Raw genomic sequence first — 22,993 nt, forward strand, 5'->3', positions numbered from 1 at the left:
GTCGGACCGAATCAGGCGTGGGCGAAGATATCAACCTCGGGCCAGCCCGCGAGATCCAGCTCGGCGCGCGCGGGCAGGAAATCGAAACAGGACTGGGCCAGGGCCATGCGCCCCTCGCGCTCCAGCCGCTTGTCCAATTCCACCTTCATCCGGTGCAGATAGCGCACGTCGGAGGCGGCATATTCGCGCTGCGCATCGGACAGGTCCGGCGCGCCCCAGTCCGACGACTGCTGCGCCTTGGACAGCTCGACGCCCAGCAGTTCGCGGACCAGCTCCTTCAGGCCGTGACGGTCGGTATAGGTGCGGATCAGCCGCGAGGCGATCTTGGTGCAATAGACCGGCGCGGCGACGACACCCAGATAATAGCGGATCGCCGCGATGTCGAAGCGCCCGAAATGATAGAGCTTCAGCCGGGCCGGATCGGCGAGCAGCGCGCGCAGGTTGGGCGCGGCATAGTCGCTGTCGGGGCCAAAGCGGACCAGATGCTCGTCCGGGCCGCCGTCGGACAGCTGGACGACGCACAGCCGGTCGCGCGGCGTGATCAGGCCCATCGTCTCGGTGTCGACGGCGATCGACGCGCCGGGCGCGAACAGATCGGCGGGAATATCTTCTTCGTGCAGATGAACGGTCATGGTCCTGCCCTAGCGGTCGGTGCGCAAAGCCTCAACCGGGATCGACGGGGGTGATTCGCGCAATGGGCCGAAAACTTGTGGAGTTTCGGCCACAATTCCGACGCAATCTGCATCGTTCACGGTAAAGCGAGAGCAGTTCGCACGATTTCGTTCGCGATGGCTGTCCTTCTGCGTTATGACACCGGACTAGGCGCAAAAGGTTTCGCGCCAAAAGACCCGCGCTCTTCGTCCGGCGCACGGTTCTTGAAGATAGCAGTTGCGGGCGAACCGGGAAGACGAACAGGGCTTATGGGTTTCGATAGAGGTAGCCGAGGCAATCGCGGCACGCGTGGTCGCGACAAGCGGGACAATTTCGGCGGCGGCGATGAAGGCGGCTTTGGTGGCGGCTTCGGCGGCGGCGATCGCTTCGGCGGTGGCGGCTTCGGCGGCGGTTTCGGTGGCGGCGACCGCTTCGGCGGTGGTGGCGATCGTGGCGGTTTCGGCGGCGGTGATCGCGGCGGCTTCGGCGGCGGCGGTGGCGGCGGTTTCCGTGGCGGCGGCGGTGGCGGCTTCGGCGGCGGTCGTGGCGGCGGCGGTATGCCCCCCCAGGTCGTTGGCGAAGGCACGGGTGTCGTCAAGTTCTTCAACGCGCAGAAGGGTTTCGGCTTCGTCGTGCGCGATGACGGCGGCGAAGACGTTTTCGTTCACATCTCGGCCGTCGAGCAGGCGGGCCTGACCGGTCTGGCCGAGGGCCAGCCGCTCGGCTTCACCCTCGTCGATCGCGGCGGCCGTATCTCGGCCACCGAGCTGAAGATCGAAGGCGAGCCGCTTCCCGTCACCGATCGAGCGCCGCCCCGCGAGCCGCGCGAAGGTGGTTTCGGTGACCGCGGTCCCCGCGGCGGTGCGGCCGGTGGTTTCGGTGGCGCTCCCCAGCGCCAGCTGACCGGCGAGAAGGCGACCGGCACGGTCAAGTTCTTCAACGCGATGAAGGGCTTCGGCTTCATTCAGCGCGACGACGGACAGCCCGACGCGTTCGTGCACATCTCGGCCGTCGAGCGCGCCGGCATGGGCTCGCTGAACGAGGGCGACCGCCTGCAGTTCGAGATCGAGGTCGATCGTCGCGGCAAGTACGCGGCCGTCAACCTGCAGAACGAGGGCTGATCCCCCTCGGCTGAATAAGCCATCCCTTTTCGGGCGACAGGGCCCGGCGTTGCAGCGATGCGACGCCGGGCCTTTTCGTTGTCGGGGCCCGTACGAAGCCTGGGAGACCGTTGGGATTGGTCTTGGCCGGCGAGCGGGAATAAGGTCTTGCCGGGCCTTGCTTGCATGTGCGGAAAACGACGATGTGCCTCGAAGCGCCCTCAGCGCCATTGACCGGCAACGCCAGAAGGCTGTGGCCTCACGGCTTCGATGTGCGGCTTGCCCCTGCGGGCGGAGCTTCCAAGCCTCGCGGGGAGATATCGGGATCAGGGGTTTTACTGCCTAGGGCCAAGCGCCCAGCGATCCGGCCAGTACCGCGAGCAATCCTGATACCGGCATTCCGCTCCGTCTATGTGCCGTAGCGTGCGCGCCGCGTGGGCAGCGGCGTCGGCCCCTTGTTCACCACCGCCACGCGATTACGGCCCAGGCGCTTGGCAGTATAAAGCGCCTCGTCCGCCGCGCGGATCAGGTCGTCCTGATGAGCGGGGGTGCGGCCGGGCTGGGCAAAGGCCTTGCCCACGCTGACCGTCACGACATGGCCGGGCGGCAGGCCGGGGTGCGGAAGCTGGAGTGCCTCCACGCTCGCGCGGATCGACTCGGCGATGGCGCCGCTGGTCGAGGGAATCACGAGCGCAAATTCCTCGCCGCCGTAACGCGATACGAGCTCGATCGGGCATCCTGCCCCCGCGGCGATCGCCTTGGCCACGGCCTGCAGGCATTCGTCGCCCGCCGCATGGCCGACCGCGTCGTTGAACGGCTTGAAATGATCCACATCGATCATGATCAGCGCGATCGGTTCGCCGTGCAACGTCGCCTTCCGCCAGAGCGCGTCGAGCCGCATGTCGAAGCTGCGCCGGTTGCCCGCGCCGGTCAGCGGGTCGCGATAGGAAATTTGGGTCAGTTCATCGACCCGTGCGACCAGTTCCTCGGTTTGCCGGTCCTTGTTCAGGTGGAGCAGGAACGCCTCTTTCTGCACCCGCTCGCGATAATAGGTGACGACGGTCGTGATCAGGGTGGCGGCGCTGTAGAAGCCGAGGATATCGCGATATTCCAACAGCCGCGTCCACCCGCCCAGGATGAGAAGGATGCCGAAATAGAGCGCGATGTTCACGAACGACATCGGGATCGCGACCCGGAACTTGATCGGCAGGACGAAATTGGTCGCGATCATCGTCAATCCGGCCGTCATCGCGAATCGATTGCCTGACGCGATCGGGCTGATGGCGGCGAACGTGATCAGAACGGCCAGCGTCAGGGTAAAGGACGCGACGCCGACGATCCACAAACGCTCGGGGGGCAGCCATGAACGCTGCACGAGGCGCAGGCATAGCAGCAATGCCGGAATGTGCAGCAAAATCCTCAGAAGGAAGGTGTTGTCCAGAATGCCGTCATGCTCATCCGCGACGAAACCGGCAACCATCAGCACGAGCATCGCCGACAAGGCGAAGACGAGCTGTCGCCGAAGCGTCGGAGCCAGATAAAGATCATATTGTTTTTCAAGTTCATAGGGCAATTTAAAAGAGGCTTTGTGCGTCTTCACTGCCGCATCGAGAATGAATTTGTTGAACAAATGCCCGCTCCGGTTGCTGCGGCTCTTACGCAAAAACCGTAAACATTTTTATTACTATCGAGGAATTTGGGAATCCGACAGGCCATTGTAATCATGTGGGAACTGCGATTCCCTTGATATCCTCGATGCCTAGCGTCGTAAGGTCATGCCGCTTGCCAGTCGTATGACCCTGTTGTACCGATCGATACAATGCAGCCGACTCGGTCAAGGAAAGCGAAGACGATGCGCCCGCCCCTGCCTCCGTTCACCACCGAGACTGCGGCCGAGAAGGTTCGTGCGGCCGAAGACGCGTGGAACAGTCGCGATCCCGAACGCGTCGCGCTGGCCTATACGCCGGACTGCCCCTGGCGGAATCGCGACCGGTTTCTGGCGGGGCACGACGCGATCGTCGCTTTCCTGCGCGACAAATGGGACCGCGAGCAGGACTATCGGCTCATCAAGGAGCTATGGGCGCATCGGGACAGCCGGATCGCGGTGCGTTTCGCCTATGAATGGCATGATGGCGAGGGCCGGTGGTTCCGGTCCTATGGCAATGAGAATTGGGAATTCGCCGAGGATGGCCGGATGTGCCGCCGGATCGCGTCGATCAACGATCTGGCGATCGGGGTGGAGGAGCGGCTGTTTCACTGGCCACTAGGCACCCGCCCGGCGGATCATCCTTCGCTCAGCGATCTGGGACTGTAACCATGGCGCGGATGATCGCCGAGCGCGCCGATGCGCTGCCGGGGCTGGCCGAGGTGTTTCGCGAATATGGCTATGCGGGGGCCAGCCTGTCGCTGATCGGCACGGCGACCGGGCTGGGGCGGGGGAGCCTCTATCACTTCTTTCCCGGCGGTAAGCAGGAGATGGCAGCGGCCGTGCTGGCCGATGTCGCGGGCTGGTTCGATGCGGCCATCTTCACGCCGCTGGAGCAGGCCGATGATCCGCGTGCCGGGATCGATGCGATGATGGTCGAGGTCGACCGCTATTTCCGTTCGGGCCAGCGCGCCTGCCTGATCGGGTCATGGGGACTGGGCGCGACGCGCGATCCCTTTGCCGAGCCGATCGCGGGCTATTTCCGGCGCTGGATCGCCGCGCTCCAGACGCTCCTGGTGCGCGGCGACGTTGTGGAGGATCATGCCGCGACGCTGGCGCAGGATGTGGTCAGCGGCATCCAGGGCGCGGTGGTGCTGTCCCGCGCCCTGAACGACCCCTCCTTGTTTCGCGCGACGCTGGGGCGGCTGACGGCGCGGCTCTACACCGCGCTCGCCGCCGCCTGACCGGTCAGATCGCCGCCAGCGCCTGTTCGCAATCGGCGATCAGGTCGCCCGCATCCTCGACGCCGATCGAGATGCGCACCAGATTGTCGGTGATGCCCAGCGCCGCCTTGCGGTCGTCGGGCACCGACAGATGCGTCATCGCGGCCGGGTGGCTGGCCAGCGTCTCGGTGCCGCCCAGGCTGACCGCCAGCTTGGCGATGCGAAGCGCGTCGAGGAACCGGAAGGACTCGGCCTCGCCGCCCTTCAGGTAGAGCGAGAAGGTCGATCCGCCCCCGGTGCAGTGGCGGCGATAGATATCCGCCTGCCGCTCCAGGCCGGGCGTGTCCGCCAGGAAGCCGAGATAGCCGACCCGCTCCACCTTGGGATGGTGGCGCAGGAAGGCGCAGACCTTGGCGGCGTTTTCCCCGGCGCGGCTCATGCGCAGCTCCAGCGTCTCCAGCGAGCGGAGCAGCATCCAGGCGGTGTTGGGGTCGCAGATGGTGCCGATGGTGTTGCGCATCGACCGGATGGTGGCGATGTGCGCCTTCGACCCCAGCACGCCGCCCGCGACCAGATCGGAATGGCCGCCCGCATATTTGGTCAGTGAATAGACGACCAAATCGGCCCCGTGCTTGAGGGGGCGCTGCCAGAGCGGGCCGAGAAAGGTGTTGTCGATTGCGATGGGCGGCTTTTCATCCGTATCGGCAAAGGCCGCGTCGCGCGCGGCGGCCACCGCCTCGATATCCACCAGCGCGTTGGTCGGGTTGGCGGGGCTTTCCAGATAGATCAGCGCGACCCGACCGGTCGCCGCCGCCCGGGCGAGCACCGCGTCGATCTCCTCGCGCGTCGCGCCTGCGGGGAAGTCGAGCCACTTCACCCCGAACCGGCCCAGGATGCGGCCGATCAGCGTCTCGGTCGCGGCATAGAGCGGGCCGGAATGGACGATGACGTCGCCCGGCTGGACCATCGACAGGAAAAGGGTGGCGATCGCCGCCATGCCGCTGGAGAAGGTCAGCGCATCCTCCGCCTCGTCCCAAATGGCCAGGCGGTCTTCTAGGATTTCCTGATTGGGGCCGTTGAAGCGCGAATAGACCAGGCCGTCGGCGCCACCGGGCCGCTTGCCGGTCACCCCCTCGAAATGCCGCTTGCCCGCCGCCGCGTTGGGGAAGACGAAGGTCGAGGTCAGGAAGATCGGCGGCTTCAGCGATCCTTCGGACAGGACGGGATCGAAGCCATAGCCCATCATCAGGGTTGCGGGGCTCAACTTGCGGTCGCCGATGCTGGTCGCATCGCTCTTGCGCTCCGTCTTGGCCGGGTCTTGCGGCGGAACGCCGGTCAGATCGGATTCGGTCGGCATGATGATCTCCTTGGGACAGGGGGGCCGCTCTGGCGGCGGCTATGTCCCAAGGATAACGCGACAAACGGCTTTGGCGAGGGCATGTCGTAAAATACCCTCTGAATAGATGGGAATTTTACGACGGAAGGCCGATCAGCGAAATCTGACGGCCATAAGAGGGCTCGTTGCGATGGGTGGCGCGACGGAAGCTGAAGAAGCGGTCCTCTTGCGCATAGGTGTCCTCGACCAGCGCGACGACCCGCGCGACCCCGGCAGCGGCCAGGCGATGCGCGACATAGGCCTCCAGGTCGAACTGGTAATGATCGGCCCGCGTCCCGTCGGCGAAGAACCGCTCATTCTCCGGCGCTTGTTCGGCGAAGCGGCGCAGGAAACCGGCATCGACCTCATAGCTGGCGCGGGCGATGCACGGGCCGATCGCGGCGGCGATGCGCTCGCGCCGGGCGCCCAAGGCCTCCATCGCGAGCAGCGTGGCATCGGTGATGCCGCCGAGCGCGCCCTTCCACCCGGCATGGGCGGCGCCGACCACGCCCGCCTCCGCATCGGCGAACAAGACGGGCGCGCAATCGGCGGTCAGGATACCGAGCAACAGGCCCGGCCGGTTCGTCACCAGCGCATCGCCATGCGGGCGGACATCCTCCTCCGGCGGGGTCAGTATCGTCACGGCCTCGGCCGAATGGATTTGGTAACAGGTGATGAGCCGTGCGCCGGGCAGCACCGCGTCGCGGGCGCGGCGGCGATTCTCGGCGACGGCATCCGCATCATCCTCCGAGCCGAGCCCGACATTCAGCCCGCCATGGATGCCGGCCGACACGCCGCCGCGCCGCCCGAGAAAGCCGTGGCGCATGGGGGAGAGCTGGGGCACGCGGAGCGTTTCGATGGTCATAGCGACAGCCTCATGATCCGGTCCTCGTCGATCGTGTCGCCGACAGGGAAGTCGTAGCGGCCGATATCGACAAAGCCGTAGCGGGTGTAAAAGGCCTTGGCCCGGTGATTGTCGACATAGACCGACAGGATCAGCTGGCTCGCGCCGCGGGCGCGGGCAGCGGCGATGGCCCAGTCCATCAGGGCGGGGCCGATGCCTGCGCCCAAATGGCTCGACAGGACATAGAGCTGGTAGAGTTCGACCGCATCCGCAGGCCATGTGCCGGGAAAGCCGACCGGGCCGATCTTGGCATAGCCGATGATCGCGTCGCCATCGCTCGCCAGACGGATGGCGAAATCGGGGTCGCCGATTTGGGCAGGCAGGCCTTCGGGGCCGAAGGCTTCGTCCAGAAAAACGTTCAGGTCGGCGGGCGGATAGAGATGGCCGAAGGTCTCAGTAAAGGACGCCGCCGCCATCGCGGCCAGCGCCTGCCCGTCACCGGGCACCGCATCGCGATAGACGATCATTCGCCATATCCCGCAGGCACCGGCCAATCGGGCCGCGCCACCGCCAGCGCGCGGAACAGCGTGCCCATGTCCTGCATCAACCGGTTGCGATCGGCGAGCAATGCATCGGCGCGGTCGGGATGCGCGCGGGCAAGGCTGGCGGTCCGCTGGTCGATGCCGAGTGCGCCCAGCAGGTCGCGCTGCGTCACCGGGCCGAAGGCGGCGAGGCCCGTGCTCTGCGCGGCGGCGGCAAGCGTCGTGAAATCGACATGCGCGCTCAGATCCTGCTCGCCCGGCCGGTCGAAGGGATTGGCATAGGCATGGCCGCGTACCGCCTGCAGCGTGTCGGCGATGGCAGGGCCTTCATAGCCGTAATCGACGATCAGCGCCGCACCGCCCTGCGCGGCGATCCGGGCGGACAGGGCGCGCATCACCGTGACGCTGGCGGGGGAGACTTCGATCACCGAGCCGGCCTCGGCCTCGCGCAGCGGTTCGGGGATGATCTCGGCCGGCACCGGCGGACCCGCGATCGGCAGGAAGAGCAAATCCTGCGCCGCGACCAGCCGCTCGTGCCAGCCATCACCGCGCCGAACGAGCTGGCGGATGGGGAGCGCGTCGAAGAACTCGTTGGCGACGACGATCAGCGGTCGGTCGGTCGGGAGCGTGTCGACCGAGTCATGCCACTGGGCCTCGGCTACGCGCTCGCCTTGCGCGGTGCGCAGCGTCGCGCTGGTCTCGACGAAATGGATGGTCGGGGTCAGTCCGGCCTTGGCCATGGCGCGCCGGGCATCGGCGGCCAGCGTGCCGCGCCCCGGCCCCAGCTCGACCCAATACACCTCGGGTCGCCCCGCCCGGTCCCACAAATCGGCGCACCACAGGCCGACCAGCTCGCCGAACATCTGGCTGATCTCGGGACTGGTGGTGAAGTCGCCACCCGCGCCCAGCGGATCGCGGGTGCCGTAATAATGTGCATTGGCGGCGGCCATGAACTGCGCCACCGGGATCGGCCCGGCCAGCGCGATGGCGCGGGCGAGCCGTTCGGGCAGCGCGTCCTCGGGCTCGGGCTTGTGATCGGCGGGGGGGATCAGCGGGTTGGTCATGCCCCCGCATTGCCCCCCGTCGCGGCGGCCTGCAACCCCGTCAGGACACGCTGTCGGGCCCCGCAATCGGCTCGACCCGCACGCGCCGCGCCTGGGCGGTGCTCATCAGGTACAGCCCGCCCAGGATCATCGGCACGCACAGCCATTGGCCCATATGCAGCCCGGTCATCTGGGCAAAGGCGCGCAGCTGCTGGTCGGGCTCGCGGAAGAATTCGACGATGAAGCGCGCAATGCCATAGCCGAGCAGGAACAGGCCCGACAGCTTGCCCGGATCGTACCGCGCCTTGGTCCGCCAGAAGGCGAAGCTCATCACCGCGAACAGGACCAGTCCCTCCAGCCCCGCCTCATAGAGCTGGCTGGGGTGCCGCGCCGGATCGGGCAGGCCGAAGGGCACGGTGCGCGGGAAGATGATCGCCCAGGGCACGTCCGACGGCTTACCCCACAGCTCGCCGTTCACGAAATTGGCAAGACGGCCCAGGAACAGCCCGACCGGCGCGGTGCAGACCAGGTAGTCCAGGATGCGCAGCCAGCTGAGCTGATGCTTGCGCGCGAACAGGATGACGCCGATACCGACGCCGATCGCGCCGCCGTGGAAGCTCATGCCGCCATCCCACAGCCGCAGGATGCGCAGGGGGTGCAGGAACATCTCCGGCGCGTAGAAGATCACATAGCCGATCCGCCCGCCCAGGATGATGCCCAGCGTGGCGTAGAACACCAGATCGTCGGCATGGGCCCGCGACATCGGCGCGCCCGGCCGGTCGAGCATCTTGCCCAGATACCACCAGCCGAACAGGATGCCGGTGATATAGGCCAGGCTGTACCAGCGCAGCGTGAAGAAGCCGATCGAGAACACATCCGGGTGCAATCCCAGATCCTCGAACCGGATATGGCCACCCGCGGCGGCAAGCCCAGAGGCGGCAAGCAAGGAGAGGATCAAATGCGTTTCCCTTTCTGGCTCGCTTCATAGAGCGGTCGTGGGACAACACCAAGACCATGGGTTCGGTGCCGTCCTGTGTGAGGCGGGGGTGGGCGTGGTCTAACTTGGAATCACGCGAAGCCGCGAAGACACGAAGAAGAATGGTTCGCGCGGAGGCGCGGAGGACGCAGAGGTGTCTGGTCCGGTCGCAAGGCAAGTCCATATTCCATGAGCGCCACGGTCTGCCGATCGAGATGGCAGGGCGCCCGTGGCACTGTTCCCCCTCTGCGTCCTCCGCGCCTCTGCGCGCAAAACTCTTCGCGGCTTCGTGACTTCGCGCGAACAATCGATCCCCTCGCTCTGAGACAGCAAAACCCCCGGCTTGTCTGTCCATGCCTGTCGGCTAAGGCTGGCCGCGATGGAGTTGAGCAGGCGCAACATTCTCGTCGGTGGGGGCGTGGGGGCCGGGTTGTTGGTCGCTTGGGGGCTGTGGCCGCGTGCCTATCCGCCGAACCTGACGGTCGGGCCGGGCGAGCAGGCGTTCGGCGCGTGGCTGAAGATCGGGCGCGACGGCATCGTCACGGTTGCGGTCCCGCAGGCCGAGCATGGCCAGGGGATCGCCACCACGCTGGCGCAGGTCGTCGCCGACGAGCTGGGCGCGGACTGGCGGACGTTCGCGGTCGAGCCTGCGCCGCTTAGCCCGCTTTATGCCAATCCGGTCGGGGTCGATTCGCTGTTCGAGGGGGCGTTCGACCGCCTGCCCGAGGGTGTGCGCCGGGAATGGCTGCGTCGTGACCGGGTGATGCTGACCGCCGGGTCGAGCAGCTTGCGGATGTTCGAGGGGCCCGCGCGTGCCGCCGCCGCCACTGCCCGCGCGCTGATGGCGCAGGCTGCCGCGCGCCGCTGGGGCGTGGATTGGAACAGTTGCGAGGCCAAGGACGGCTTTATCATCCATGGCGAGCAACGGTTGCGCTTTGCCAAACTGGCCGAGGCGGCGGCGAGCGAGACCGTGCCCGAACCCCTGCCGCTGGGCAGCGGTGGCGCGGGGCGGCTGGCGGGGACGGACGTGCCCCGGCTCGATTCGCCCGCCAAGATCGACGGTTCGGCCAACTTCACCGCCGATATCCGCCTGCCCGACATGGTGCATGTCGCGGTTCGCCATGCGCCGCTGGGCGAGACGCGGGCGATTCGCATCGACCGGGCGGCGGCGATGAAGCTGCCCGGTGTCGTCGAGGTGATCGAGGGCGACGGCTGGGTCGCGGTGGCCGCCGCCAGTTGGTGGATCGCGCAAAAGGGCCTCGATGCGCTGGCCCCGCAGGCGGTGACCCATGGTCCGCTACCGAACGGCGCGGGCATCGCCCAGGCGCTGGAGGCCGCCCTGAAGGAGGATGGCCGGACCGTTTTTACACGCGGCGACGTCGCCTCCGCGCTGGACGGGCAGGGGTTGGTCGAGGCGCGTTACCGCGTCGGCACCGGCGTGCACGGCGCGATCGAGCCGCGCGCGGCGGTGGCGGCGTGGCACGACGACGGGCTGGAGCTCTGGGCCCCGACGCTCCTTCCCGAACATACGCGGACGGTGGCCGCCCAGGCGGCGGGCGTCGCGGCGGATCGGGTGGTCGTCCATGCCATGCCGATCGGCGGTGGCTTCGGCATCGGGCTGGAGCAGGAGGCGGTCGCCCAGGCGGCGATGATCGCCGTCCGGTTGAAGCGCCCGGTCAACGTCCAATGGTCGCGCACCGACGATCTGCGCCGCGACGCGTATCGCGCGCCGGTGGAGGCGCGCATGACCGCGCGGCTGGATCAGGGCAGGCTGGCCGCCTGGCGCGTGCGGATCGCGACGCCCGCGACGGGCAAGGCTCTCGCCGAGCGGGTGATGCCCGCCGGTCTGGTCCGCCTGGGGATGCGCGGGCAGGGGCGGGGTGATGCCTTTGCCATGGGCGGCGCGGTGCCCGCCTATGCCATCCCGGCGCTGGCGGTGCATCATCATGACGCCGCGCTGCCGATTTCGACCGGGCATGTCCGGGGCGGCGCGCATGTCGCCAACTGCTTTATCACCGAGTCCTTCCTCGACGAGTGCGCGCGCGCGGCCGGTGCCGATCCGCTGGCATGGCGCATCCGCCTGCTGGGCGAGGAGCCCCGGCTGGCGCGGTGCCTGTCGACCGCCGCCTCACTCGGCGGCTGGGAAGGCGGCGGCGCGAACAGCGGGCAGGGGGTGGCGGCCCATGGCTTTCGCGACAGCTATGTCGCGGTCATGGCCGAGACGCATCGCGACGATGCCGGCCGCCCGATCGTCGACCGGCTGGTCGCGGCGGTCGATTGCGGCCGGGTGGTGAACCCCGACATCGTGCGCCAGCAGATCGAGGGCGGGCTGATCTTCGGCCTTGCCGCCTTGCGCGGCGGGGCGGTCGGGTTCGAGCAAGGCTATGCCACGCCGTCGCGGCTGGGGGCGCTGAACCTGCCGCGCCTGGCCGACACGCCCGACATCACGGTCGAGCTGATCCGCTCCGACGAGGACCCCGGCGGGGTGGGGGAGCTGGCCGTGCCGCCGGTCGCGCCCGCCATCGCCAATGCGCTCGCCACCTTGCCCGGCTTCCCACGGATACGAAGCCTGCCGATGGAGTTGTCCGCCTGATGCTGCCCCCCGACCATCCGCCCGTCCCGCGCCCGAAGATCGGCGTGCTCCTGATGAACCTGGGCACGCCCGACGCGCCCGATCCGAAATCGGTAAAGCGATACTTACGCGAGTTCTTGTCGGATAGGCGCGTGATCGAGATTCCGGCCCTGCTGTGGCAGCCGATTCTGCGCGGTATCATCCTGAACACCCGGCCCAAGAAATCAGCCCATGCCTATTCGCTGGTCTGGCGCGACGATGGTTCGCCGCTGGCCGCGATCACCCGCGCGCAAGCGACGGCGTTGAAGGATGCGTTCGGGCCGGGCGTCATGGTCGACTGGGCGATGCGCTATGGCCGCCCCGCGATCGGCGACCAGGTGAAGGCGATGAAGGATGCCGGGTGCGAGCGTATCCTGCTCGCACCGCTCTATCCACAATATTGCGCGGCGACGACCGCGACCGCGAATGACCGGGCGTTTGCCGAACTGGCGACGATGCGCTGGCAGCCCGCGCTCCGCACCCTGCCGCCTTATTATGACGATGCACTCTATATCGACGCGTTGAGAACCCAACTGGAAGCGCAGCTCGCGACGCTCGATTTCGAGCCCGAGGCGATTCTGGCCAGTTTCCACGGCATGCCGCAGCGGACGTTGGAGCTGGGCGACCCCTATCATTGCCATTGCCGCAAGACCGCGCGGCTGCTGGCCGAGGCGATGAAGGATACGCTGAACGGCCGCGAACTGCTGGTCGCCTTCCAGTCGCGATTCGGCCGCGCCAAGTGGCTAGAGCCGGCGACCGATACGGTGCTCGAATCACTGCCGGGGCGCGGCATCCGCAAGGTGGCGATTCTGGCGCCGGGTTTTTCGGCCGACTGTATCGAGACGCTGGAGGAACTGGCGATCCGTGGACGGGAAAGTTTCGAGGGCGCGGGCGGCACGCATTTCGCCTATCTCCCGTGTCTTAACGACAGTCCGACCGGCATCGCGATGCTGCGCGGATTGATCGAACGCGAGCTTCAGGGCTGGTTGCCGTAGCGTTATATTCCATGTCCGGCCCGTCTTGGGCATTGCGGATGTCGCATGCCCATTTTATGCCACAATCTCAATTGGGAGAGGTTTGATGGCTCGGGTCGCAATCGTGACGGGTGGTACGCGTGGTATTGGCGAGGCGATCAGCCTGGCGCTGAAGGAGGCGGGCATCACCGTCGCCGCCAATTATGCGGGCAATGACGAACGCGCGCGCGAGTTTTCGGAGCGGACCGGCATCAAGGCGTATAAGTGGGACGTCGCCGATTATGACGCGGTGCAGGCCGGTGTCGCCCAGGTCGCCGAGGAACTGGGCCCCGTCGATATCGTCGTCAACAATGCGGGCATCACCCGTGACGGCACGCTGCTGAAGATGACCTACCAGATGTGGAAAGAGGTCATGGACACCAATCTGGGCGGTTGCTTCAACATGGCCAAGGCGGTGTTCCCCGGCATGCGCGAGCGCAAATGGGGCCGCATCGTCAACATCGGCTCGATCAACGGCCAGGCGGGTCAGTACGGTCAGGTCAACTATGCCGCCGCCAAGTCGGGCATCCACGGCTTCACCAAGGCGCTGGCGCAGGAAGGCGCGCGTGTCGGCGTGACCGTGAACGCGATCGCACCGGGCTATATCGACACCGACATGGTCGCCGCCGTCCCCGCCGACGTACTGGAAAAGATCGTCGCCAAGATTCCGGTCGGCCGCCTGGGCCAGGCGCATGAAATCGCGCGCGGCGTCGCTTTCCTGTGTTCGGACGAGGCGGGCTTCGTCACCGGCTCGACCCTGTCGATCAACGGCGGCCAGCATATGTATTGATGTATGGGTGCTCGCTTTCCTCCCCTGCAAGGGGAGGTGGCGGCGCACAGCGCTGAAGGAGGGGTGTCCCGCTCTCGACAGGGGCGACACCCCTCCACCATGCTTTGCATGGTCCCCCTCCCCTACAAGGGGAGGAATGTTTCTGACGGCAAGAACGCCGACCTCCGGTGGGAGATCGGCGTTCCGTCCTCGATACGCTACGCGAGAAAACTGGGGCGGGTGGGGCAGATACAGGCTCCGCCCGCCCTAACTGTTTAGCGGCAATAGCCCGGACGGCCCGACCGCTCGATCGCGCGGCCCGCCAGCGCACCCGCGCCGCCGCCGATCAGCGTGCCCAGCGTGCGGTCGCCATCGGTGTCGATGGTCCGGCCCAGCAAGCCGCCCGCCACCGCGCCGACGATCGTGCCGGTGGTGCCCGAACGGCGGCACTTGCTGGCCTGATATTCCGCCCGTGCGCCGTCGTTATAGCCGCGATAATAACGGTCCGAATGATGCGCCCGGCGATAGCGGTGCGCATCCGCGGCGGTGGCGGGCAGGACAGCGCCGCCGATCATCGCTAGGGTGGTCGCCGCCAGGGTCAGGGTCTTCATCATGGTCTCACTCCCGAAACTCGTCTCGATCGACGGTCCCTTCCGTCGTCGTTGACCTGCTTCTGGATGATTCGCATTGAGCGTTTCCTGAATGTCGCGGTTATCCGCCGTTCAGGTGGAGCATGCCGCAGGTGGACAGGTCTGGAGGGGCTGTCGTGCTGCGCCGCAACGCGTATGAGGCGGCCATGCGCGTCCTCCTGCTCTGCTTGCTGATATGGGCCCTGGTGCCGGGATGGGCGGGCGAGCAGCGTCTGCCCTTGTTCGAGGGCGCGCCGCCCGTGTCGGTACGTCGGGTCGATCTGAACCCGCACGACCCGGCACAGCGGCGGGTGGGGGCCCTGACCTATCTGGGCGGAATCACCCTGGCGAGCCGGTCGCCTGCGTTCGGAGGCTATTCGTCGCTGCATGTAACCGGCGACCATTTCACCTTGCTCAGCGATGGCGGCAACATCCTGCGCTTCCGCATGGGCGCGGACTGGCGGCCGCAGGGGTGGCGCTTCGACAACCTGCCCGCCGGGCCCTCGACGGGGTGGATGAAGTCCGATCGCGACAGCGAGTCGCTGGCGGTCGATCCGCGCACCGGGCAGCTTTGGGTCGGGTTCGAGAATTTCAACCAGATCTGGCGCTATGCCCCCGATTTTGCCCGGGCGGAGGGCCATGTGGCCCCGCGTGCGATGGAAAACTGGCCCGGCAATGGCGGCGCCGAATCCATGGCCCGGATGCCCGATGGCCGATTCGTGGTGATTTCCGAAGTCGCCGAGGTCGAGCGGCGATTCTGGCGGGGAGGCGAGGCGTCGCGACGCGACAGTCGACAGGGGCTGATCTTTCCCGGCGATCCGCTGAACGGGCATGTCCGGCGTTTCGCCTATCGCGTATCACGGGGTTTCGACGTCGCCGATGCCGCCGCGCTGCCCGACGGATCGCTGGTGGTGGTCGAGCGGCGCTTTCGATTGCCCTATCATTTCTCGAATCGGATCATGCTGGTCCCGGCCGCGCACATCGCGCCCGGCCGGGTGGCGCGCGGGCGATTGCTGGCGGAACTCGATTCGCCGCTGATCCACGACAATTTCGAAGGGGTGGCCGTCACGCGGGAAGCGGGGGCGACGATCCTGTGGCTGGTGTCGGACGACAACCAGTCGGTCTGGCAGCACAGCTATCTGTTGAAGTTCCGGCTGGACCCGGCAGCTACGGCATGGTGATTCGCGGGCTGACGGTTCTACTAGCCACGGGCGCCCAACGACGAAAACCCGCCGCTCCGGGGAGCGGCGGGCTTCAACCCGTCAACCAGCCTTTCGCGAATTACGCGGCGGCGGCTTCGGTCTTGGCGGCGGCCAGCTTCTTCACGACGTCGCGCTTCAGGCGACGCACGCGCAGCGAAAGCTGTTCGTCCGAGGTCTTGACCAGCCAGTTGTCGAGGCCGCCATTGTGCTCGACCGAGCGCAGGCCGTGGGTCGAAACGCGAAGACGGACGCTCTTTTCCAGCGCGTCGGAAATCAGCGTGACGTTCTGCAGGTTCGGCAGGAACGTACGCTTGGTCTTGTTGTTGGCGTGAGAAACGTTGTTCCCCACCTGCCGGCCCTTGCCGGTCAGCTCGCAGATGCGCGACATGATCGTTATCCTGGTTTCAGGCATTGCCCGGAAAGGCCGCGCGGATACCCCGTCCTGGCGGCTTCGTCAACCGATTCCCCGTCGGAGCCCCCATCAAAGCTGTGCAACCGGGCGCTCGGATGCGGCGTTGTTACGGGCACGAACCTTTGGGAGCCAGAGCCATGCGTGCCTTTCTTGTACTACTCGGCATCGTCCTTCTGCTGGCCGCGGGTGCCATGGCTATGGGCTGGATCAGCATCGACCAGACCCGCCCCGCCGTGGTCCAGGCCCCGACCTTCCGCGCCGAAGGGCCCAAGGTGTCGGTCGGCACCACCCAAAAGACTGTCGAAGTGCCGACCGTGACGGTCGAGAAGCCCGCCGACAACGCCCAGTAACAGGGCTCAGTAACACGGCCCGATTCGCCCCCCCTTGCCCCCGTCATCGACGCGGGGCAGGGAGCGGCGATGTTCCCGCTCCCCGCCCCGATGCGCGCCGCGCTCGACGTCGCTGCCCAGGCCGCTGCGGCAGGCGAGGTCCCGGTGGGCGCGGTGGTGGTGCGCGATGGAGCGATCATCGCGACGGGCGCCAATGCCCCGCGCCGCCTGCACGATCCGACCGCGCACGCCGAAATCCAGGCGATTCGTGCCGCCGCCGCCCTGCTGGGCCGCGACCGACTTGAGGACTGCGACCTGTGGGTCACGCTGGAGCCCTGCGCCATGTGTGCGGGGGCCATTGCCCATGCCCGAATCGCCCGGCTCTATTATGGGGCCAGCGATCCCAAGGGCGGCGCGGTCGAACATGGCCCGCGCTTCTTCGCACAACCGACCTGCCATCATCTGCCCGATATCTATGCGGGGATCGGCGAAGGCGAGGCGGCCGGTCTGTTACGCGACTTCTTCGTGGCGCGGCGATAACGGACAGGCTTCGGGATCTGCTGTGCTTCGGCCGGTCCGCCTTATGGCTGAAGCCCAAGCACCTGGCAGATGCGACTCGAGACCAGCGAGCAGAGAAGCCCCACGATAGCGGCCCGCCACGCCGAATGGGGCCAGAGTCCCCAATGATCGAGTAGCGTCAGCGATGCGAACATCAGAATGCCGAGCAGCAAGGGCCGAACGATATCGAGCGAGAGATGTCGTCTGGTCATCAGGGCAAGGGCCTTCCCGCGACGATGGCGCATCCGCTCTGTCGATCAGCCATCACAGTGCGTAGGCCCACATGACACCATGGTGACCGGATTCTAAACGCGGCACGGGCCCCTGTCGTCAAAAAAAGGGCCCCGGGCAGATGCTCTGCCCGGGGCCCTTTTCCCGTTTGCGAATCGCGACTGCGATCAGCGCAGGTCGCCCTCGCGGATCGGGACGATCTTGATCTCGACGCGGCGGTTGGCGGCGCGGCCTTCCTCGGTGTCGTTCGAGGCGATCGGCTGCGACTTGCCGAAGCCGCGCGTGCCGATGCGGGCGGGCTGGACACCGCGCGAGGCCAGATAGTCGGCGACCGACACGGCGCGCTGTTCGGACAGGCGCTGGTTATACGCATCGCTGCCGGTCGAATCGGTGTGGCCGTACACGTCGATATAGGTCTGCTTATATTGCGACAGGATGTCGGCGACCTGGTCCAGCGTCTGGCGGAACTGCGGCTGCACCTGCGACGAGTTGTACGCAAAGGTGATGCCTGAGGGCAGGTTCAGCAGCAGGTCGTCGCCCTGGCGGACCACCTGCACATCGGTGCCCGCCGTGCGGGCGCGCAGGTCGCGCTCCTGCTTATCCATATAAGCGCCGATGCCCGCACCGGCGAGGCCGCCGATCCCAGCGCCCAGGATCTTTTCGGTGCGGTCGCGCCGGCCGCCGACCAGATCGCCCAGCAGATAGCCGCCGACCGCACCGCCGATGCCGCCGATCGCGGCCTTGGACAGGCGCTGCTGGCCGGTTTCCGGGTCGGTGGTGCAGGCCGAGGTGACGACTAGCGCCGAGAGCGCAGCGGCGGCGAGGAGCTTGGCGGGAAGTCGCATCAATCTGATCCTTGTTAGTTTCTGACAGCGTCTCGTCCCCCGGAACGCTGCGTCGGAAGGCCTTGTTCCGTAGCTGAACTGAACGGAACATGACGACGGGAGTTGTCGAAGGCCCTTCCGTCCCGCTATGAGCACCTTACAACAATGGCACCGCTGCCCCCCTTCCCGTGGATCGACGTCCTCATCATCCTCGCGCTTGTCGCGCTAAACGGGGCGTTCGCGATGAGCGAACTGGCGATCGTCTCGTCCAGGCGGGCCCGCCTGGAGGCGATGGCACGGAGCGGGCGTAGCGGCGCGCAGGCCGCGCTGACCCTGGCCGCCGATCCGGGCAAGTTCCTGTCCACGGTCCAGATCGGCATTACCCTGACCGGCATCATCGCAGGCGCCTATTCGGGCGCGAGCCTGGGCACGCCGACGGCGGCGCGGCTGGAGGCGCTGGGCGTATCGCCCTCGACCGCCGCGACGTTGGGCTTTGCCTTGGTCATCGGGCTGACGACCTATGCCTCGCTGATCCTGGGCGAGCTGGTCCCCAAGCAGTTCGCGCTGCGCAAGCCCGAGCCGATCGCCGCCTTCGTCGCCGTGCCGATGCGCTGGCTGGCGGTCGGCACCGCGCCGATCGTCTGGGTGCTCGATTCGACCAGCGGCATCATCTTCAAGCTGCTCGGCCTGAACCGCGACAATGAGGATCAGGTGACGGCTGAGGAACTGCACCTGATCGTCGCCGAGGCGTCCAAGTCCGGCGTGATCGAGGAGCATGAACGTTCGATCATCTCGGGCGTCGTGCGCCTGGCGGACCGGCCGGTGCGCGAGGTGATGACGCCGCGTACCGAGATCGACTGGCTGGACTGCACGCTCGACGACGAGGCGATTCGCGCCAAGCTGCTCGAAAGTCCGCGTACCCGCCTGCCGGTGGGGGAGGGCTCGATCGACGCGGTGGTCGGCGTGGTTCAGGCGCGCGACATCGCCATGGCGCTGTTCCGGGGGGAGCCGCTCGATCTGAAGCACCTCATGCGCAAGGCCCCCGTCGTGATCGACCGGATCGATGCGATGGACGTGCTGCTGGCGCTGCGCCAGGCGGAAGTGCCGATGGCGCTGATCCACGACGAATACGGTCATTTCGAGGGGATCGTGACCCCGGCCGACCTGCTGGCCGCGATCGCAGGCGAATTCGCCTCCGACGCCGACCCGGGCGAGGCCCCCTCGGTGGTCGAGCGTGACGACGGCTCGTTACTGGTGGCGGGCACCATGGCGGCGGATGCGCTGGCCGACCGGCTGGGCATCGACCTGCCCGACGACCGCGATTACGCGACCGTGGCGGGCCTGGCGCTGGCGGTGTTCCGCCACCTGCCCGGCGAAGGCGAGAGCTTCGTCGAACAGGGCTGGCGCTTCGAGGTGGTCGACCTCGACGGGCGGCGGATCGACAAGCTGCTGGTCAGCGCGGCTTAGGGGCGCTCGTCGCGTCAAGTTGCGCGAGTGCGCGTTGATATTTGGCGGCGCGAGCTTCGTCCCTTTCGGTCACTACGGGCAAGCGCGACAGGTCAAGATTGTCCAAGATGTCCGCGCGCTTCACGTCTCGTGCGATCGGATTGCGCGCACAGCGGGTGATGAACGCGTCATAATCCTCATCCTCTCGCTTGGTCAGTGCGTCTACAGCTTCGGCGACGAGCATGCCGAAATGATCGGCAATGGTTTCGAGAGGGATACCGCAATCCTCGACCACGTCATGCAGGACGGCCGCGATCCGCCGTGGCTCGTCTGGTTGCGTTGCCATTACTCGGAGGGGATGAAGGATATAGGGTGCTCCGGCTTTATCGAGCTGACCCCGATGCGCCTGAACAGCAAGCCGGATTGCGTCGTCTAACGGATTTGCAGCGTCAGTAGCGCTCATATTCCTCTCTCGTCGCCAACCGACCGCCGATTTGAGCGTCCGTGAAAAGGCGATTGGAATGAACCGTCTCGCTTTCGCGGCCTGTGTCCTTGAAGCGCCGGAACACCCGGCCAGACGCATTCTCCCAATGAAAGGCGACGTCCTCGAAACTATAAATGAGATACACGTCCTGACCTGTGCGAAAGGCATGGGACGGCACACCCTTTTCATCTTCCCCTGACATGATCATAATACTCCATGCTTTCCCGCGCGATGCCCTCCCGAGCCGGGTCGGACGGAGGCAGCGAGCGATAATCCTCGTATAGGGCATGGCCCCGACCGCCAGGGACGCCGACGCGATTGGCAATGTCGTTATAGGTTTCGTCGCCTAGAATCGCACGGGCGTTCGCGGGACTTTCCTTGGCATAGATCATTTCGGGTGAATTGACCTGGATTTCGCCCGTAATACCCGACTGGGTTTTCATCGTGCCATTGATGCCCGAATAACCCAAAGACTCCTGGGACGGCGTGATCTCCTTGATAGTGACGCCACGGTCACGAAGCATCGCAGTGGCGTCGGGAATGCGCTCCTTGGGCACGATGATCGTATTGCGTGCCAAATCCTTGATACGCGATGCATCGCCATCATAGTCGTTGTTGATCTTTTCCAACGCCCGTGCCTCCGATTTGATCGGTGCCTTGGCAACGCGGCCGCCAACCTTTGTCGCGATGTCATCGGCGATGCCGTCAATCTCCTGTTTGGCGGCGGGTGCGCGCTGAATCATTTCGGCTAGGTCGCGCTCGGTCTGCGGACGTGTGTCGTCGGCGGTAGCCAGATTGCGCCCAACCTTGGCCAATTTGGGACCGGCCACGACCATTCCCATGCCCACTAGGCCCTGCAACAGGTCGCGATAGCCGGGGCCGATGGCGTCTCCGATCATGCCGACGCCTTCCATCCCGGCAAAACCCAGCAGCCCGACCGCAGCGAAGCCGCCAAACGCTGCCGCACCCGCCATAGCGGCGAACACCCCGCCGCCCACCAGCGCGCCGATGCCAAGGATCTGAAGCCCGGTGCGTGTCCAAGATTCCAGGTCGAAAATGAAGCCGGTGCGAACCGTCTCTCCGCCGATGATGACATTGGGCGAAGCTGTCTTGATATATGCACCGCACGTCAGCCTCGACTTGAGGCGCGAAGCTGGCTGGCCGTTTATCAATACCGTCGCCGAGCCTTCCCGCACCAAAATTGATCCGAACCATGGCGGATGGTTGAACGGGATGCCGGTACACCCGGACGCACTGGAAAATTCGGCACATATCGCGGCTCGGCTATTCACGAAGACGTTGCGCGAGCCGATCGCCAAGTTGCCTGTGGTGGGTTCGGGGAGGTCGAAGATCGTTTCCAACCCGGATGCGATCTGGTCCCCGGCCAAGCCACCACCCGCGACGGCACCGGCGATCACGACGCCGGCCAATCCGCCCGTGAGGCTGATCGCGGTCACGACGGCTAACCCCGCCGCCACTCCGACAATCGCCCCGCCCACCATCGCCAGCATACCAACGCCATGCGCGATCTCGTCTTTGACGCGGGCTGCAGGCTCCATTACCATCGTATCAAAACAATCCGGTCATCACGGCCGTGGAAAATCGGGTGCAGCCGGGGGCGGATCGAACACGATACTGGCCATCACGCGGCGCCACTCCTCTTCGTAAAAGCCGATCGCCGCGGGCGGGGCGGTGAGCGTACAAATGACGGCCAGGAATCCACGGTCATAATAAATCTGACGCAGCTGCATGGCGCGCCCATCTTTTTCGAACTGGAACTCCAACCATGCCGCATCGCATTCATTGGCCTGGAACAGTTCGCGACGCACTTCGTGATAGCCGGGTAGAGCGCGGCTAACCTTTCCAGCTTGCTCGTCAAAATAGTCGGAAAACGGCTTAATGCCCTTGCCTGTATCCTTGGTCAGGACAAAGCTGGCATCACTGCCGCTACCGGGTGCCGCAGGCAAACGAAACGCAATTATCGATTGATCCTGCCAATGGCTTGGAACATCGAACACGGCGACGCTGGTACGATAAGACGACATCGCCATTATTCATGAATGGCACACGCCGTTTCTGCAAGGCCGTGCCGTGATGAGCGGGCCATCGTTAGACCCGTAAATGGATATCCCCGGACGCCACGACCCGAGAGATCAGCGGGAGGATGTGTTCGATGGTGAAGGCGTGCATCTCCGCCGAGCGTGAAGCGCAGGCATCTTCGGCGATGACCACGTCATAGGATAGTTCCCAAGCCGAGCGCGCGGTCGATTCGACGCCCATGTTCGTCGCGATGCCCGCGATCACGACCGTGCGCACGCCGCGCCGCCGGAGTTGCAGGTCCAGGTCGGTGCCGGTGAAGGCGCCCCAGTGGTGCTTGAGCACGACGATATCGCCGGGCTGGCGCAGGTCTGGGACCAGTTCGCTGAACTCGGGTGGCGTGCCCTCGGCAGGCAGGCTGGGCCGGTCGACCTTCTGGCTGGGCATCGTCTCGGGCGTGAAGCCGACATGGACCAGGATGACCGGCGCGCCTGCCGCGCGGAAGCGGTCGGCCAGTGTCTTGCCCGTCGCCACCACGTCCTCGCCCGAGCGGGGCCCCTCGGCGCGCGGCACGATGCCCTGTTGCAGGTCGATGAGGATCAGCGCGGTGGTTTGGGAATCGAGCGTCGTCATCGTGCCTCAACCGGTCAGGACAAGCGCCGTTCCGTCAAAGCCGACCGAACACCGCCTCGAACCCGGCGCGGTCGCCCGCCGCCAGCAGCCGGGCCTGTTCCAGCCAGCGGTCGCGCGCCATGCGGCCCGAAAAGGCCCCCAGCTGCGCGTCGAGCGCCTGGGCCTGCGCTTCGCTGAGCGCGGCCATGTCGCCAACCGTGGTGATGCCGTGCTCGGCTAGCTTCTGGGTCAGCTTGGGGCCCAGGCCCTTGAGCAGCGTGATCGGCTGATCCTCGGGCCGGGTCGCATCGGCCGGAGCGGCGGAGGCTTCGGCGGCGGGGCTGGCGGCCATCGGTGCGGCGGCGGCGACCGGTTCGTCGTTCAGCGGTTCCTCGACCACCGCCGGTTCCTCGGGTGCCGCCGGGGCGGGCATGACC

Annotated in this window: 25 protein-coding genes and 1 pseudogene; 10 read left to right on the plus strand and 16 right to left on the minus strand. The window is 66.4% G+C overall.

The annotated features are described in order from the left end of the window. Positions 1-11: 11 nt before the first annotated feature. On the minus strand, positions 12-632 hold the full coding sequence (locus tag SB4_RS01035) for a ribonuclease D (protein ID WP_058751043.1): 621 nt from the start codon (positions 630-632) through the stop codon (positions 12-14). Positions 633-920: 288 nt separating this feature from the next. On the opposite strand from SB4_RS01035, the gene SB4_RS20480 reads away from it, so the two are divergent. Next, positions 921-1,772 carry a cold-shock protein gene (locus SB4_RS20480; protein ID WP_058732265.1) on the plus strand — a complete coding sequence of 284 codons (852 nt, stop codon included), beginning with the start codon at positions 921-923 and terminating at the stop codon, positions 1,770-1,772. Positions 1,773-2,160: 388 nt separating this feature from the next. Here the strand turns inward: SB4_RS20480 and SB4_RS01045 are convergent, their stop codons facing one another. Next, positions 2,161-3,324: a GGDEF domain-containing protein gene (locus SB4_RS01045; protein WP_153006001.1), complete on the minus strand. Its 1,164-nt coding sequence runs from the start codon at positions 3,322-3,324 to the stop codon at positions 2,161-2,163. Between the two features lie 279 nt (positions 3,325-3,603). Here SB4_RS01045 and SB4_RS01050 point away from each other — a divergent pair, with 279 nt between their 5' ends. Then, on the plus strand, positions 3,604-4,065 hold the full coding sequence (locus SB4_RS01050) for a nuclear transport factor 2 family protein (protein WP_058751045.1): 462 nt from the start codon (positions 3,604-3,606) through the stop codon (positions 4,063-4,065). A 2-nt stretch (positions 4,066-4,067) separates the two neighbouring features. Next, on the plus strand, positions 4,068-4,640 hold the full coding sequence (locus SB4_RS01055; protein WP_058751046.1) for a TetR/AcrR family transcriptional regulator: 573 nt from the start codon (positions 4,068-4,070) through the stop codon (positions 4,638-4,640). 4 nt (positions 4,641-4,644) lie between these two features. Here the strand turns inward: SB4_RS01055 and SB4_RS01060 are convergent, their stop codons facing one another. The 5 genes from SB4_RS01060 to lgt all read right to left on the minus strand — a co-directional run bounded on the left by SB4_RS01060 (position 4,645) and on the right by lgt (position 9,381). Further along, positions 4,645-5,976 (minus strand): cystathionine gamma-synthase family protein, encoded by a 1,332-nt coding sequence (locus SB4_RS01060; RefSeq protein ID WP_058732261.1) that lies wholly within the window; start codon positions 5,974-5,976, stop codon positions 4,645-4,647. Positions 5,977-6,091: 115 nt separating this feature from the next. Further along, a complete protein-coding gene (gene pgeF, locus SB4_RS01065) occupies positions 6,092-6,859 on the minus strand; it encodes a peptidoglycan editing factor PgeF (RefSeq protein WP_058751047.1) in 768 nt (255 codons plus the stop codon). Then, complete coding sequence (locus SB4_RS01070; protein ID WP_058751048.1) at positions 6,856-7,365, minus strand: GNAT family N-acetyltransferase; 510 nt, start codon at positions 7,363-7,365, stop codon at positions 6,856-6,858. The genes pgeF and SB4_RS01070 overlap by 4 nt, the downstream gene beginning before the upstream one ends. Beyond that, entirely contained in the window at positions 7,362-8,444 is a 1,083-nt protein-coding gene (locus SB4_RS01075) for a class I SAM-dependent methyltransferase (protein WP_058751049.1), read from the minus strand. Before SB4_RS01075 ends, SB4_RS01070 begins: the two co-directional genes overlap by 4 nt. 40 nt (positions 8,445-8,484) lie before the next feature. Continuing rightward, positions 8,485-9,381, minus strand: coding sequence for a prolipoprotein diacylglyceryl transferase (lgt, locus tag SB4_RS01080; RefSeq protein ID WP_058751050.1), 897 nt, complete (start codon positions 9,379-9,381; stop codon positions 8,485-8,487). A gap of 397 nt (positions 9,382-9,778) precedes the next feature. On the opposite strand from lgt, the gene SB4_RS01085 reads away from it, so the two are divergent. The 3 genes from SB4_RS01085 to phbB all read left to right on the plus strand — a co-directional run bounded on the left by SB4_RS01085 (position 9,779) and on the right by phbB (position 13,813). Next, positions 9,779-11,992 carry a xanthine dehydrogenase family protein molybdopterin-binding subunit gene (locus tag SB4_RS01085; RefSeq protein WP_058751051.1) on the plus strand — a complete coding sequence of 738 codons (2,214 nt, stop codon included), beginning with the start codon at positions 9,779-9,781 and terminating at the stop codon, positions 11,990-11,992. Further along, entirely contained in the window at positions 11,992-13,005 is a 1,014-nt protein-coding gene (gene hemH / locus SB4_RS01090; protein ID WP_058751052.1) for a ferrochelatase, read from the plus strand. Before SB4_RS01085 ends, hemH begins: the two co-directional genes overlap by 1 nt. A gap of 85 nt (positions 13,006-13,090) precedes the next feature. Continuing rightward, the gene (gene phbB, locus SB4_RS01095; RefSeq protein ID WP_058751053.1) at positions 13,091-13,813 is read left to right on the plus strand and encodes an acetoacetyl-CoA reductase; all 723 of its coding nucleotides are present in this window, start codon (positions 13,091-13,093) and stop codon (positions 13,811-13,813) included. A 254-nt stretch (positions 13,814-14,067) separates the two neighbouring features. Here the strand turns inward: phbB and SB4_RS01100 are convergent, their stop codons facing one another. After that, the gene (locus SB4_RS01100) at positions 14,068-14,406 is read right to left on the minus strand and encodes a glycine zipper 2TM domain-containing protein (protein WP_058717199.1); all 339 of its coding nucleotides are present in this window, start codon (positions 14,404-14,406) and stop codon (positions 14,068-14,070) included. Between the two features lie 152 nt (positions 14,407-14,558). On the opposite strand from SB4_RS01100, the gene SB4_RS01105 reads away from it, so the two are divergent. Further along, positions 14,559-15,602: an esterase-like activity of phytase family protein gene (locus SB4_RS01105; RefSeq protein ID WP_241488434.1), complete on the plus strand. Its 1,044-nt coding sequence runs from the start codon at positions 14,559-14,561 to the stop codon at positions 15,600-15,602. Positions 15,603-15,702: 100 nt separating this feature from the next. Here SB4_RS01105 and rpmB read toward each other — a convergent pair whose 3' ends face one another. Then, on the minus strand, positions 15,703-16,011 hold the full coding sequence (gene rpmB / locus SB4_RS01110) for a 50S ribosomal protein L28 (RefSeq protein WP_058717201.1): 309 nt from the start codon (positions 16,009-16,011) through the stop codon (positions 15,703-15,705). Between the two features lie 161 nt (positions 16,012-16,172). Between rpmB and SB4_RS01115 the strand changes: the two genes are divergently transcribed. Beyond that, entirely contained in the window at positions 16,173-16,385 is a 213-nt protein-coding gene (locus tag SB4_RS01115) for a hypothetical protein (RefSeq protein ID WP_058751054.1), read from the plus strand. A gap of 90 nt (positions 16,386-16,475) precedes the next feature. Then, a complete protein-coding gene (locus SB4_RS01120) occupies positions 16,476-16,904 on the plus strand; it encodes a nucleoside deaminase (protein WP_058751064.1) in 429 nt (142 codons plus the stop codon). A 416-nt stretch (positions 16,905-17,320) separates the two neighbouring features. Here the strand turns inward: SB4_RS01120 and SB4_RS01130 are convergent, their stop codons facing one another. Then, positions 17,321-17,998 carry a YiaD family glycine zipper/OmpA-like lipoprotein gene (locus SB4_RS01130; protein ID WP_058751055.1) on the minus strand — a complete coding sequence of 226 codons (678 nt, stop codon included), beginning with the start codon at positions 17,996-17,998 and terminating at the stop codon, positions 17,321-17,323. A 144-nt stretch (positions 17,999-18,142) separates the two neighbouring features. On the opposite strand from SB4_RS01130, the gene SB4_RS01135 reads away from it, so the two are divergent. Further along, positions 18,143-19,444: a hemolysin family protein gene (locus tag SB4_RS01135; RefSeq protein WP_058751056.1), complete on the plus strand. Its 1,302-nt coding sequence runs from the start codon at positions 18,143-18,145 to the stop codon at positions 19,442-19,444. Here the strand turns inward: SB4_RS01135 and SB4_RS18740 are convergent. The 6 genes and pseudogenes from SB4_RS18740 to SB4_RS19870 form a co-directional block, all read right to left on the minus strand. Next, on the minus strand, positions 19,431-19,886 hold the full coding sequence (locus tag SB4_RS18740) for an HD domain-containing protein (RefSeq protein WP_082669881.1): 456 nt from the start codon (positions 19,884-19,886) through the stop codon (positions 19,431-19,433). The two genes, SB4_RS01135 and SB4_RS18740, sit on opposite strands and share 14 nt — an antisense overlap. Beyond that, positions 19,873-20,109 carry a hypothetical protein gene (locus SB4_RS01145; RefSeq protein ID WP_153006002.1) on the minus strand — a complete coding sequence of 79 codons (237 nt, stop codon included), beginning with the start codon at positions 20,107-20,109 and terminating at the stop codon, positions 19,873-19,875. The genes SB4_RS18740 and SB4_RS01145 overlap by 14 nt, the downstream gene beginning before the upstream one ends. Then, positions 20,093-21,466 carry a PAAR domain-containing protein gene (locus SB4_RS01150; protein ID WP_241488435.1) on the minus strand — a complete coding sequence of 458 codons (1,374 nt, stop codon included), beginning with the start codon at positions 21,464-21,466 and terminating at the stop codon, positions 20,093-20,095. Before SB4_RS01150 ends, SB4_RS01145 begins: the two co-directional genes overlap by 17 nt. Positions 21,467-21,493: 27 nt before the next feature. After that, positions 21,494-21,952 (minus strand): DcrB-related protein, encoded by a 459-nt coding sequence (locus SB4_RS01155; RefSeq protein WP_193753708.1) that lies wholly within the window; start codon positions 21,950-21,952, stop codon positions 21,494-21,496. 64 nt (positions 21,953-22,016) lie between these two features. Next, positions 22,017-22,577 carry a hydrolase gene (locus SB4_RS01160; RefSeq protein WP_058751061.1) on the minus strand — a complete coding sequence of 187 codons (561 nt, stop codon included), beginning with the start codon at positions 22,575-22,577 and terminating at the stop codon, positions 22,017-22,019. Positions 22,578-22,611: 34 nt separating this feature from the next. Next, a pseudogene (locus SB4_RS19870) lies at positions 22,612-22,993 on the minus strand (hypothetical protein); the annotation flags it as partial.

Origin of the sequence: Sphingomonas sanguinis (genome assembly GCF_001476905.1) — a bacterium.
Classification (GTDB): Bacteria; Pseudomonadota; Alphaproteobacteria; order Sphingomonadales; family Sphingomonadaceae; genus Sphingomonas; species Sphingomonas sanguinis_B.

What these genes read in the sequence shown, in the direction of transcription:
- SB4_RS18740 (WP_082669881.1), bottom strand. Translation starts at nt 19,886, where the DNA reads ATGAGCGCTACTGACGCTGCAAATCCGTTAGACGACGCAATCCGGCTT.
- pgeF (WP_058751047.1), bottom strand. Translation starts at nt 6,859, where the DNA reads ATGACCATCGAAACGCTCCGCGTGCCCCAGCTCTCCCCCATGCGCCAC.
- SB4_RS01085 (WP_058751051.1), top strand. Translation starts at nt 9,779, where the DNA reads ATGGAGTTGAGCAGGCGCAACATTCTCGTCGGTGGGGGCGTGGGGGCC.
- phbB (WP_058751053.1), top strand. Translation starts at nt 13,091, where the DNA reads ATGGCTCGGGTCGCAATCGTGACGGGTGGTACGCGTGGTATTGGCGAG.
- SB4_RS01150 (WP_241488435.1), bottom strand. Translation starts at nt 21,466, where the DNA reads ATGGAGCCTGCAGCCCGCGTCAAAGACGAGATCGCGCATGGCGTTGGT.
- hemH (WP_058751052.1), top strand. Translation starts at nt 11,992, where the DNA reads ATGCTGCCCCCCGACCATCCGCCCGTCCCGCGCCCGAAGATCGGCGTG.
- SB4_RS01155 (WP_193753708.1), bottom strand. Translation starts at nt 21,952, where the DNA reads ATGTCGTCTTATCGTACCAGCGTCGCCGTGTTCGATGTTCCAAGCCAT.
- SB4_RS01135 (WP_058751056.1), top strand. Translation starts at nt 18,143, where the DNA reads ATGGCACCGCTGCCCCCCTTCCCGTGGATCGACGTCCTCATCATCCTC.
- SB4_RS01075 (WP_058751049.1), bottom strand. Translation starts at nt 8,444, where the DNA reads ATGACCAACCCGCTGATCCCCCCCGCCGATCACAAGCCCGAGCCCGAG.
- rpmB (WP_058717201.1), bottom strand. Translation starts at nt 16,011, where the DNA reads ATGTCGCGCATCTGCGAGCTGACCGGCAAGGGCCGGCAGGTGGGGAAC.
- SB4_RS01035 (WP_058751043.1), bottom strand. Translation starts at nt 632, where the DNA reads ATGACCGTTCATCTGCACGAAGAAGATATTCCCGCCGATCTGTTCGCG.
- SB4_RS01050 (WP_058751045.1), top strand. Translation starts at nt 3,604, where the DNA reads ATGCGCCCGCCCCTGCCTCCGTTCACCACCGAGACTGCGGCCGAGAAG.
- SB4_RS01055 (WP_058751046.1), top strand. Translation starts at nt 4,068, where the DNA reads ATGGCGCGGATGATCGCCGAGCGCGCCGATGCGCTGCCGGGGCTGGCC.
- SB4_RS01145 (WP_153006002.1), bottom strand. Translation starts at nt 20,109, where the DNA reads ATGTCAGGGGAAGATGAAAAGGGTGTGCCGTCCCATGCCTTTCGCACA.
- SB4_RS01100 (WP_058717199.1), bottom strand. Translation starts at nt 14,406, where the DNA reads ATGATGAAGACCCTGACCCTGGCGGCGACCACCCTAGCGATGATCGGC.
- SB4_RS01060 (WP_058732261.1), bottom strand. Translation starts at nt 5,976, where the DNA reads ATGCCGACCGAATCCGATCTGACCGGCGTTCCGCCGCAAGACCCGGCC.
- SB4_RS01160 (WP_058751061.1), bottom strand. Translation starts at nt 22,577, where the DNA reads ATGACGACGCTCGATTCCCAAACCACCGCGCTGATCCTCATCGACCTG.
- SB4_RS20480 (WP_058732265.1), top strand. Translation starts at nt 921, where the DNA reads ATGGGTTTCGATAGAGGTAGCCGAGGCAATCGCGGCACGCGTGGTCGC.
- SB4_RS01070 (WP_058751048.1), bottom strand. Translation starts at nt 7,365, where the DNA reads ATGATCGTCTATCGCGATGCGGTGCCCGGTGACGGGCAGGCGCTGGCC.
- SB4_RS01130 (WP_058751055.1), bottom strand. Translation starts at nt 17,998, where the DNA reads ATGCGACTTCCCGCCAAGCTCCTCGCCGCCGCTGCGCTCTCGGCGCTA.
- SB4_RS01120 (WP_058751064.1), top strand. Translation starts at nt 16,476, where the DNA reads ATGCGCGCCGCGCTCGACGTCGCTGCCCAGGCCGCTGCGGCAGGCGAG.
- SB4_RS01115 (WP_058751054.1), top strand. Translation starts at nt 16,173, where the DNA reads ATGCGTGCCTTTCTTGTACTACTCGGCATCGTCCTTCTGCTGGCCGCG.